Genomic DNA, 10,917 nt, shown 5'->3' on the forward strand with positions numbered 1-10,917 from the left:
CACACCGCGTTTCAGGCGGAGGTTGCCCGGGTGATGAGTTGTTCGACACTGCCGTCATGCCGCAATCCGAGTCGCTCCGCTTGCGGTGCCAGCATCGGTGGATAGGATGCGAAAAGGCGTTCGATAAACGGATCGGGGGCATACGTGACAAGTGTCTTCCGATCCACGCCAAAGCGCTCGGCAAGCCCATCGACGACGTCACCGACACTCAAACGGAGGACGGGCATTTGATACGTGCGGCGGGCGTTGAAGCGATGCGGATCGACGGTCGCGGCATGCAGCAGATTGTCCACGCACCGAGCGACCGAAATCCACCATGCCGTGCCTTCACGCGAAACCGGGACGGTAATCGGCTGCCCCGCTGCCAGCTTCCAGAACAATAGACTCATGAAAGCGGACATCATGCCTGCGCCATCGCCGGGTCGTGCGACAACACCCGGCAAGCGCAGCGAGCATCCGTGCACCCAACCGCGGCGAGAGGCATCGGCAACGGCAAACTCTCCCATCAATTTTTGCGCGCCGTAGCTCAGTGCGGGCGCTGGCAGGGTATCTTCGTCAACGGTATCGGGTAACTGCTCCCCGTACACTGCAATCGTGCTCGCAAACACGAAACGCGGCGTGTCGACTTGACTTGCAAGGTCTTCGAGCATCCCGAGCGTTGCGTCGAGATTAATCGAGCGCCCGAGTGCATAGTCCTTTTCCGCCGCGCCGCCAGGGATACTGGCGAGATGGAATACCGCATCCACCGGGTTGCTGAACGCCTGCGCTCGAACCGCCGCATCCGCGATACTGCCTGACACTTGCACAACGCGCCGATCTGGATGCGGCTCGTCGAAGTGAATGTCCATCAGCGTCAGCCTGGATAATTTGCGTGCGCCCAGGCCTTCCGACAACAAACGCCCGACGAGCGCGCGTCCGACAAACCCCTCCGCACCTGTCACCACGACATGCGTCATCTCTGCCCCCCTCTACGGAAAGGCAGCGTTGCCAGAAACGCGAGACGCGAAGCGCCGAGCATTTTTAGGCCCGCGCGAGCCGACGCGGCATGGAGTCGAGCCTCCATCGGCATCGTACCAAAGCTTTTGCCTTTAATGACCAGTTCGTTGCCGACACGCTCGAGAGACTCGACATGTATCAATTCTTCGTCGGCGGCCCCGCGCAGTACCATGCCCTCCTTATTTACGTTGGCGACCGGTGATGGCACGCCTGTGTCTTGTCGAACGCTTGCCGCGACGCTACCGAAATCCATGCCAAGCTGTTCGAACATTCTGATTGCCGTCGCGCGTCCGGCACCATAGACGCCCCCTCCGGGATGCTGGAAAGGTCCGGCAAGATAGAGCCGCTCGACGCCTGGCACCGTGTATTGCCCGAGGTCTGGGGTCGGCCGATGACCGGCGCTTTGGTAAAAGTACGGCGCCACGCCGTGCAGGTCACCGCGCATCATGCTGTTCGGGCTCGATCGTTCCAGATCCACCGGGCTAACTATGCTGCGGGCGACGATGTTGTCGGCGGTCAGGTTCGATACGAACTTGCGGTAATGTGCAAGGGACAGGTCACCAATTTCTTCCTTGAATTCGTCCCATTGCCGGCCAGCCCATCGTTTGTCGCTTAAGTGATACGGCGCGAAAGTAATGCCATGGAACATACCCGCACCGGTCGGCACACGCGTCTTGTCACCTATGCTTTCATCGCCACCGGCGCACAGGCGACGCTCGGTGATCACACCGCGTTTGAGGTCGTCAAAGTCAGCTAGCATTTCGTCGAGTCTATCCGTTGCCATGAATTCGAGCATCTTCGCGTAGCCAACCTCGTCACCGGCATGAAAGCGTGCATTCTCCTTCAGGTCGTAGTGGCTAACCATGATCGAGAATGATGCAAGCGTCGCACGTTCTGCCCGTTGCGTGACGGGTTCCGGTACACCATCGACGAACTTCCGGATCACGTGCGGGTGAATGGCGCCGATTACGCCGTCTTTCGCGAAGATCTGTTCTCCCTCCACGAGCTGGACCCCGGTGGCGCGTCCCGCGCTGGTAAGTATTTTCGAGACTTCCGCATTGCACCGGACTTCTCCGCCATATGATTCGATGCAGCGTACTAGTGCCTCTGTCAGCTTTGCGCTTCCGCCTACGGGCTGTGATACGCCATAAGTGTGAATGATGCCCAGCATCAGCAAGACGCCCATGCTTTTGCCCAGTTCATTCGGTGCTTGCAGGTTTTCGCTCACAAGCCGCAGTAGATGGATCTTGATCTTATCGCTCTCATAGAGCTGATTGACGAGGTCAAGACAATCCCGATTCATGTAATCAAGCATCAGCCGACCTTCCTCGCTGCGGTCCAGCATAGCGACAAGCTCGCCAAGCGGCGGTGGTGCCCCATACAATCCCGGCATGAATACCTGCAGGATTTTCTGACTTATCTTGACGAAATCGCGATACGTTTCAGCATCTCTAGCCGAAACGGTGGCAAACGACTCGCAGGTCTTGTCGATGTCCTTATAAGTAAACAGCACGGACTGATCAGGGAAGATCGTGGCGTGGGGCACGGATGAATAGTGATATTTGAGGCCATGTTTCGACAGCAACCCGAGCTCATCCTGCCTTAGCATCGGATTACCTTGAATCATGATGTGAACGCTGGAATGCTCGTCGTGCCAGTACCCCGGGGTGTTCAACTGCCGCGTGCTAACACCCCCACCGGGCCAAGCCTTGCGTTCGAGCACGAGCACTTTCTTGCCCGCCTTTGCCAAGTACGCTGCGGCCACAAGGCCATTGTGACCGGCCCCCATCGCGACGATGTCGTAGGTTTGAGTCATGCGCGCGCTCCTACCTGAACGAAGCGATGATCGATCGCACCGAATATCGACTGACTTTCCAGGTCGAACATCTCAAAGCGCAATCGCTCGCCGAACGATAGCCAGGGAGTGGACGATGCGCCGGTTTCGATCGTCTCTATCGCGCGCTGTTCTGCCAAGCAAGCAGCGCCGGTGCGGTGATAGTCTGCATTGGAAAAAGTGCCAGATCCAAGGATCGTTCCCGCGCGCAAGTTCCGGTTGTACGTGATGTATTCGATCAGTTCGTGAAAACCGAAGCTCATTTCCCGGCCGTTTGGATGCCCGAACGTCACACCATTTCGTGTGACGTGGAGGTCCAGATGCACGCGTCCGTCGCGCCACGCCTCGCCCAGCTCGTCTGGCGTCACTGCGACCGGTGCGAACGCCGTTGCTGGCTTGGCCAGAATAAAACCAAAGCCCATGCCGAGTTCGCGAAACAGATGCTTGCGCATGCTTACGTCATTGAAGAGGGTCAAAAGCCGTACGTGCGAAAGCGCGTTGTCCGCATGGGTGCGCATCGGCGTGTCGGCGAGTATCACCCCCACTTCGCCTTCGAAATCGCAGTTGTCCGCTTCGTCGGGAAACGGATAGTCGTCGTGCGGGCCGACGAAATCGTCGCCCTGGCGTTGAATCAAAATCGGAACAGACGGATCAGATTTCTTCTCTGGATGGTAAGCCTGCGTCATTATTCGGCCATGGTTAAGAAATGCGGAAGCGTCAACAAACTGATGCGTACGCGGCAGGGGTGCCGTACACGCATGTGGATCGAAGGCGAACGCCTCGGCCGCTTCGTTGTGGTTCAATGCCTGGTAGCGCGCCAGCAAATCGGGGAATACGTGATCCCAGTTGTCGAGCGCGGCGCGCATGCTGGGTACCGCTGCGCTTACGTCGAGCGCGTTGCGCAAATCCCGGGACACGACGATCAACCTACCATCTGGATAAGTACTTTTAAGTGATGCCAGCTTCATGATGACTGTCTCCTTCGTTTTCCGGAACTGGCGAACGTGCGCCTCACTCCGCTTGATGCTAGCAAGACGGATGACTCGTGAATCGCGCTTCATAATGCGCTGCCGAGGGCGGCGCAGCGAAGAATGGCTGCAGCAGAGCACGCCATTCGGCGAAGCGCGCCGATTCGCGAAATCCTTTTATATGATCTTGCACCGTGTTCCAATGAACCAGCAGGCGATATTCGCAAGGATCTTCTATACAGCGGTGCAATTCGTGACCAAGATAACCCGGCATGCTCGCCAGGATAATTTGGGCGATAGCGAAAGCAGCTTCAAAACCAGGATTGTCCGCGCTTGACTGAATGCGAAAATGCGCAATCTCTAAAATCATGTATTTCTCCAATGGGCAAGCGGTAACCCGGCAATCGGTGACCGAAAGCTTGCAAGCGCGCTGCCGGCAAGGCTGCCGAGATAGACTGTGCGCAGGTCTGGGCCACCGAAAGTGATGCTTGCCATCATCGGTGCAATCGTGCCTCGGCAGGCACCCATTAACTCGGGTGTCGTCGTACCATTTGCATAGTGCGATTCGTAACGCGCGAAAGCGGCGGCGTTGCCATCATCCAGGAGCGTCAATACTTCACCGTCAGGCGTAAGTGCGACGAGTTTCTCGTTGAGGATCAATGTGATCCAGAGATTGCCAAACCCGTCGAAAGCACAACCATCGGGGAAACCACCGAGGTCGGGAGGACCATAGACTTCGCGATGGCTTAACGACCCATCTTCCGCAACGCGCAACCGCGAAATACGGCGTGCATTTGTTTCCACGACGTACAGCCACTCTTCGTTGGCGTCCAGACGGATTTCGTTCGTGCCAACAAAATGATCTGCGACGATTCGGATCCCATTTTCATCGATAAGTCCGACATAACCATCGGCGGTCTTTCCATTAATGGCGCGGGTCCAGGGCACCTGCCGTGTGGTGACCGTGAACCAGATGCGTCCCCGGGAGTCGCTAAGCACGAAGTTGGTTTTACCCAGCGGCGCTCCATCGATCCTGTCATACAACGTTCGCGACGTGCCATTACGCGACATCAGTTCGATCGCATCGGTGCCAAAATTGGCGATTAGAATATTGCCGTCGCGATCGAAAGCAAGCCCGTTCGGCAAGGTCTTGCCGAGCAGGAGTTGCTCGGTACTTGAATCGATCACTGAACTGATCTTTTCGTCTTGCTGCGTAATCAGCGTTTGCATGCCGCTGGCGTCGATGCGAACGACACCGCCACGCGCATCCGCCGTCCACAAGGTGCCATCTGGTTCGGCGAGGATACATTCAGGTCGCCGCAGGTCGTGGCCAACCATTCGGATGGCGTCTCGATCGACGTGCCATCCACGTAAGGGATTGAAAGATGACGTCATGACTGTATTGATCCCGAGGAATGGATTGATCAGGAAACGTTACAATCCGCAGCGAACGGCTCCAGCAATTCGATCAAATTGCCGCATACGTCTCGAATGAACGCAGTGGGATTGCCGTGGACCATTTGCTCCATGGCAATATCGACGCCACGCGCACGCAACGCCACCACAGCCTGCGCCACGTTCGGGATATCAAAACACATATGTTTATTGCCTTGCGTACGAAGATCGTAATTCGGAACGTGGCGCGTTTCGGGCAAAGCAGCAGCGCCCGGCATGTCGAAAATCTCGATACGAAAGTCCTCGCGATGCAGAAAAGCGATTCGCGCGGCAATAGTGTCGATCGTTAGCCGTGACTCGATGGTGAAACCCAGGATGCGAGCGTACCAATCGCAGGCCGCGTCAAGATTAGGTACACTGATCGCGAAATGATGAGGACATAGCACCGGTAGGAGGGGCGTGCCGTTTTCAATAATATGCGTTGGCGCATCGCGTTGCCCGGCAAAAGTACTCGCCATGACTGCCTCCTTTTTTTGTAATCGACGATGCCGTCGAATCGATTTTTTTGATTGCAAGGCTGTACTGTATGGCGGCTTATCTATCGAGACCATCAATTCCTAGTGGAAACACGCATTGATCGTATCGTATGGTTCGTCGGATAGTGGAGCCATGAGATTAGGCCACTTCGACATGAACTTGCTCGTCGCTCTCGATGCGCTGCTTGATACGCGCAGCGTGACGCGCGCGAGCGAACGCTTGCACATCGGCGCGTCCGCCACGAGCAGTGCGCTCGGGCGACTGCGTGAATATTTCGACGATGAATTACTTATGCAGGTTGGACGGCGGATGGAGTTGACCCCGCTCGGGCGTAGCCTCGCGCAACCCGTCCGGGAGATCCTGCTGACCGTACAATCCACCGTAGTCGCACGGCTGGAATTCAACCCCGCTCAGGCACGCCGTAATTTTGTCATCCGCGCATCGGACTATCTCACCACGGTGTTACTTGTCGATGTGGTGCAGCGACTGCAACGCGAAGCGCCCGGGATTACTTTACACATTGCCAACATGACGGACGACGTCCAGGACCAGTTAGATCGGGGAGAAGTCGATTTCGTCATTTATCCCAGCGCCTCGGTCAGTCCAGCACATCCATCGCAGACGCTGTTCGAGGAAACGTTCAGTTGCATCGTATGGAGCGGCAATGCACTAGTGGGCGAAACACTGACGTTGGATCAATATAAGAAAATGGGGCATGTCGCGGCAACATTCGGCGACAGTCGCAGCGTCAGTTTTGAAAGTCTGATGATGGCGAATCTCGGCTTGTCGCGCTCGATAGAAGTCACGACAACTAATTACAATACGCTACCGCAGCTCGTGATGGGAACAACCCGTGTTGCAACGGTTCACACCCGACTCGCGGACATTTATTGCCGCTACCTTCCGTTACGGCGTTTCCCGCTGCCGATGAAAATACCGCCGTTCGTAGAAGTCATGCAATGGCATGCAATCAACAACAGCGATCCGGCACATCTCTGGATGCGGCGAGTTCTGATTGAGCAGTCGGAACAGCGCACGGATATGCCCGCAGTCAGCCGAATGTGAATGGCGTTGGTGCAAACGCCTCTTTCAGGTCGCATCTGTTGATGCGGTCAAATGGTGCCATCAACGCAATCTGATTGTGTCGTACGGTGTCTACCGGAATTATTCGTCTCAGACAAACGGGAAGCGTTCATAGCGGACTACCTACCGCGCCGGATCGCGTGCCCGACATAAAAAGGAGACGAATTCGTGCACGTTCAAATGTGTAGGCCGAGCGCTGCATCGGCACCCCGCGAGGCGACGCTATTTCACGCGCTGATTCTACTTAGCACCGTGATCTGCGCCACGCTCGCACCAACGGTGATCGGACCGGTCTTACCCGTTATAGCACACCACTTCGCGGATGTGCCCAAGATCGATACGCTAGTGCCGATAATTGTCACGATGCCCATGCTGATTCTCGGCGCGCTCGCCATGCCGATTGGTGCGGTCAGTGACCGCGTGGGGCGTAAACGCGTGCTGGTTAGCGCGCTGGTTTTATATGCCGTGGCAGGTACGGCGCCGCTGTATCTCAATTCCATCTACACAATTCTCGTCAGTCGTGCATTGGTTGGACTGGCCGAGGCAGCGGTAATGACGGTGAGCACCTCGTTTATCGGGGACTATTTTAGCGGTGCGGAACGCGACCGCTATGCGTCGTTACAAGTGACGGTTGCGTCGTCATCCGCATTTCTTTTCAATCTGGTCGGCGGCGCCTTAGGTGCATATGGATGGCGCGCGCCTTTCACCGCTTACGCATTGCCGCTTCTGCTAGCACCATTCGTACAAATTTTTATATGGAACACGCACCGTGCGAACGACGTTCGCGACGTCACGGTGACTGCTTCTTCGGTAGAGCCGGTATTTAAACCTTGGTTGCTTGCTTTGATCTGTCTGGCCGCATTCCTGGTGGGGCTGGTGTTCATGGTGGTACCAGTGCATCTCTCGTTCATGCTGGTGGCACTCCACGTTCATTCGACAGGCGCGATCGGCATCGCCTATGCGTTGAATAGCGTGGGTGTGATTGTCGGTACGCTCCTGTTCGGATGGCGTTTGGCGCGCAGGTTCACGGTACTACCGCAATTCGCACTGAGCGCGTTGTTGTGCGGAATAGGTTTTCTTACAATGGGCGCTGCTCGCGATTTCGCGGTATTAACATTAGGTAGTGCGATCAATGGACTAGGATGCGGCATGGCCGTTCCGGCGATGATCAGTTGGGGGCTGCGGTCTTTACCGTTCGCTCGCCGTGGCTTTGGCACCGGTGCATTCACGTCGAGCCAATCAATCGGATACTTCTGCAGTCCTATCATTGTGATGGTGCTGGTCGGGCACGGCGGGTCACGCTTTACCGTCCTGCAGTCATGGGGGATGGCCTTTACTGCATTAGCGGTATTGGGATTCGCGGTATCGTTCGGTGCCAGCCGATACACGTCACGCTGATCTGTCCCTCCATGAAGCCTCTATTCAAATGCGCACTGCCCGTGCGGCGCGGCCATCGCCTCGAAGGAAAGGCCGCGCTAGTGACCGGCATCGGCAGCGGTATCGGCCGAGCACGCGCGTGCCTCTTCGCCGCACAAGGTGCTCAGGTGATCGGTTGCGATATCGATTCTCAGTCTGCGAAGCAGAAGGGTGAAGACGCACGTAGCCTTGGGCTAAGCATGGAAAGCCTGCATCCATGCCACCTTACGCAGCCTGCAGACACTGCGCGCCTAGTACGGTTATCCCGCGAACAGCACGGTGGTTTCGATGCGCTAGTCAATGCGGCAGCCTTTGGTGCTTTTGCCTGGCTGCAGCAGATGAATTACGAGACGCAGTGGCGTTGCACGTTGACGGGTGAACTTGATATCGTATTTTCACTTTGCAAGGCCGCCTGGCCAGTACTGATCGCGCGCGGTGGCGGTTCTGTCATCAACTTTGCGTCGGCGAATGCCTCGGTCGCACTTGATGGGTCGCCAGCCTTGGCCCATTGTGCGGGCAAATGGGGTGTGCTCGCCATGACTCGGCAACTCGCCATGGAAGGCGGCCCACATGGCATTGGTATGAATAGCATTTCGCCCGCGCTCGTCGAGACTTCGGCGACGCGCGCGCACATGCAAACCGATCCGGCGTTCGTTACCTCGGCACTCCACAAGATGATGATCCGCCGTATCGGGTAGCCGGAAGATGTTGCCTGGTGCGCATTGTTTCTCGCTTTTGATGAAGCTAGCTGGATCACGGCGGCCGATTTTCTGGTAGACGGTGGCGCAACCGCCTGGTAAGCGACAAGTCACGCACTTTCTTACCTTGCAATTGACCGTGCCCTCGAAGGCACGGCTGGGACCGTATTGCCCTAAAAAAAACACAGCAGGAGACAGCAGTGAAATTTTATCAGCCTGAACGCTTACCTCGGCACAAAACAAAACGATTGCATGCTGGCGCGATTTTATTGGCAGCGATGTCCCAGTGCGGCACGACACACGCGCAGGCAACGTCCGACACGCCCGCGCCGACCGCACTATCCACCGTGAATGCCGCGTCCTCAGCAAGCAGCTCCGATCGTGCCGTTGCCACGCCGCGAATAAAACATGACAGTGTTCAGGGCAGAATGGGCTCTTTGACCGAACTCGCGACTTCTAAAGAGACTGTCGCCGCAGTCGATCAAGCGCATGTATCGCGCGTTGGGAATGTGACGCCGGAGCCTTCGGCAACTCAGCGTCATGGGATGTTGTCGGGGATTGGCGCAAGAATGAACGACTGGGGCTTTACGCCGATATTCAACGTCGTGCAGATGTACTTGGCCAACCCAAACATGGGCGAAAAAACCGGCAATCACGAAGCGCTGACGTTCTTTTCGATCGGTGCCGATTTCGACATGCAGAAAATTGCGGGGCTCAAAGGTGCCACCATTCATTTTCAACAGGTGTTCGTGCCGTTCACAACGGACCTAGGATGGGGCCTGCAAGCCGGTGACGTGCTGGCAGGACAGCCCGGGCCCTATGTACCGAAGGTGTCGCATCTCGTACGATTTACCTGGGAACAGAAAGCGTTGCGTGATCAGCTAGATATCGAATTTGGAAAGAGCAATCCTGGCGCGGATTTCGGTTTGCCTGTTTGCAACCAGGGCTTTGGCTGCCAAAGTGCGATCCTGCAAAAGAATGCGGGCATGAATCCCCCGATCTATTCGAATTGGGGTGGGCGCGTGAAATATAACCTGACACCTGCGTGGTCGGTGCAGGCCGGAGTATGGCGCTCTAACCCAGCGTTTCCGACCACCAATGGTTGGGAGTGGACTGATGCCGTGACGGATAGCAACACCTGGCTTGCAAACATCGTCTACGGCACTACCTATCGGACCGAGTCCTATCCGAAACGCTATGAATTGCTTTTCTACCATAACACCGCAACGCAAACGGATCCGCTAACGCTGCGAACGCACCACGGCACATCTGGTATGTATCTGGGCGGCAAACAAGTCGTATACCGGCCGGATGGTGGCAAACGAGACCTCAGCGACCCCACAGCGGTTTCCATATTCGGCAGTCTGACGACAAGCTTCGATGCGCACGCGAGTACCGGACTGGCGACAACCGGAATCGGAGGCGTGATGGTGGAAGCGCCGCTTCGCAGCCGCCCCCTCGATAGCTATGCTTTAAGCTTTTTGTGGGCCACACTCACGCCGAACGAGCAATCGTATTTGAAACAGGAGAATGGGGCGGCCGGGGGCGGCGGCTACACGGTTGGGCGGACCCAGTTTGGCTTGAAGCTTGATGCGAATATTGCAGTCGGACGGAACATTGTCCTCAGCCCGTACGCGATGCGCACCTGGAATACAAGCACCTGGGGCAACCCTGTGTACGCAGGGACGCCGAGGAATGGCTATGTCGCAGGGATTCTCGCGAGTGTATTTCTAGACAGAATGTTGGGACTGACGGAAAACTAAGAGGCGGTTTCAAAAAGCCGCAATAGATCGCTGGAGAGTATTCCAGCAGATTAGGCAAGCAGCGAACTTCAAGAAGGCTGCATGGATCTTTGCCAGTCGGTCGTAGCGGATTCGCAGACGGTAGAAATTATGGAACCAGGCGTGAGTACGTTCGACTACCCATCGATAGGTTCCAAGTCCGCTGCCATGTTCAGTGCGGCGCTTGGCGAGAACAGGTTTAATACCCC

At 56.5% G+C, this 10,917-nt stretch carries 10 protein-coding genes and 1 pseudogene; 4 read left to right on the forward strand and 7 right to left on the reverse strand.

Going from position 1 to position 10,917, the window contains the following annotated elements; genetic code table 11:
- Window positions 1–11: 11 nt before the first annotated feature.
- The 6 genes from WM40_RS20905 to WM40_RS20930 are packed head-to-tail and all read right to left on the reverse strand — an operon-like array spanning window position 12 to window position 5,711.
- Complete coding sequence (locus WM40_RS20905) at window positions 12–956, reverse strand: NAD-dependent epimerase/dehydratase family protein (RefSeq protein WP_046153858.1); 945 nt, start codon at window positions 954–956, stop codon at window positions 12–14.
- Window positions 953–2,812, reverse strand: a complete 1,860-nt coding sequence (locus WM40_RS20910; RefSeq protein WP_046153859.1) for a phytoene desaturase family protein — start codon at window positions 2,810–2,812, stop codon at window positions 953–955. The genes WM40_RS20905 and WM40_RS20910 overlap by 4 nt, the downstream gene beginning before the upstream one ends.
- Entirely contained in the window at window positions 2,809–3,798 is a 990-nt protein-coding gene (locus WM40_RS20915; protein ID WP_046153870.1) for a fumarylacetoacetate hydrolase family protein, read from the reverse strand. The genes WM40_RS20910 and WM40_RS20915 overlap by 4 nt, the downstream gene beginning before the upstream one ends.
- Window positions 3,799–3,856: 58 nt before the next feature.
- Window positions 3,857–4,180, reverse strand: coding sequence for an antibiotic biosynthesis monooxygenase family protein (locus WM40_RS20920; protein ID WP_320534035.1), 324 nt, complete (start codon window positions 4,178–4,180; stop codon window positions 3,857–3,859).
- Window positions 4,165–5,193, reverse strand: coding sequence for an SMP-30/gluconolactonase/LRE family protein (locus WM40_RS20925; RefSeq protein ID WP_046153861.1), 1,029 nt, complete (start codon window positions 5,191–5,193; stop codon window positions 4,165–4,167). The genes WM40_RS20920 and WM40_RS20925 overlap by 16 nt, the downstream gene beginning before the upstream one ends.
- A 29-nt stretch (window positions 5,194–5,222) precedes the next feature.
- Entirely contained in the window at window positions 5,223–5,711 is a 489-nt protein-coding gene (locus WM40_RS20930) for a VOC family protein (protein WP_082103068.1), read from the reverse strand.
- Window positions 5,712–5,862: 151 nt separating this feature from the next.
- Here WM40_RS20930 and WM40_RS20935 point away from each other — a divergent pair, with 151 nt between their 5' ends.
- The 4 genes and pseudogenes from WM40_RS20935 (at window position 5,863) to WM40_RS20950 (ending at window position 10,690) form a co-directional block, all read left to right on the forward strand.
- Entirely contained in the window at window positions 5,863–6,795 is a 933-nt protein-coding gene (locus WM40_RS20935) for a LysR family transcriptional regulator (protein WP_046153862.1), read from the forward strand.
- 186 nt (window positions 6,796–6,981) lie between these two features.
- Window positions 6,982–8,211: an MFS transporter gene (locus WM40_RS20940; protein ID WP_157685883.1), complete on the forward strand. Its 1,230-nt coding sequence runs from the start codon at window positions 6,982–6,984 to the stop codon at window positions 8,209–8,211.
- An 11-nt stretch (window positions 8,212–8,222) separates the two neighbouring features.
- Window positions 8,223–9,029, forward strand: a pseudogene (locus WM40_RS20945) (SDR family NAD(P)-dependent oxidoreductase).
- A 98-nt stretch (window positions 9,030–9,127) separates the two neighbouring features.
- Entirely contained in the window at window positions 9,128–10,690 is a 1,563-nt protein-coding gene (locus WM40_RS20950) for a carbohydrate porin (protein ID WP_052738436.1), read from the forward strand.
- Window positions 10,691–10,699: 9 nt separating this feature from the next.
- Here the strand turns inward: WM40_RS20950 and WM40_RS28990 are convergent.
- The coding region (locus WM40_RS28990) for a transposase (RefSeq protein ID WP_157685884.1) at window positions 10,700–10,917 on the reverse strand (218 nt) is incomplete at its 5' end.

Source organism: Robbsia andropogonis (genome assembly GCF_000970345.1).
Lineage (GTDB): Bacteria > Pseudomonadota > Gammaproteobacteria > Burkholderiales > Burkholderiaceae > Robbsia > Robbsia andropogonis.

Bases quoted from the DNA above. Each gene is read 5' to 3' on its own strand.
- WM40_RS20915 (WP_046153870.1), bottom strand. From the start codon at position 3,798: ATGAAGCTGGCATCACTTAAAAGTACTTATCCAGATGGTAGGTTGATC.
- WM40_RS20930 (WP_082103068.1), bottom strand. From the start codon at position 5,711: ATGGCGAGTACTTTTGCCGGGCAACGCGATGCGCCAACGCATATTATT.
- WM40_RS20935 (WP_046153862.1), top strand. From the start codon at position 5,863: ATGAGATTAGGCCACTTCGACATGAACTTGCTCGTCGCTCTCGATGCG.
- WM40_RS20910 (WP_046153859.1), bottom strand. From the start codon at position 2,812: ATGACTCAAACCTACGACATCGTCGCGATGGGGGCCGGTCACAATGGC.
- WM40_RS20925 (WP_046153861.1), bottom strand. From the start codon at position 5,193: ATGACGTCATCTTTCAATCCCTTACGTGGATGGCACGTCGATCGAGAC.
- WM40_RS20905 (WP_046153858.1), bottom strand. From the start codon at position 956: ATGACGCATGTCGTGGTGACAGGTGCGGAGGGGTTTGTCGGACGCGCG.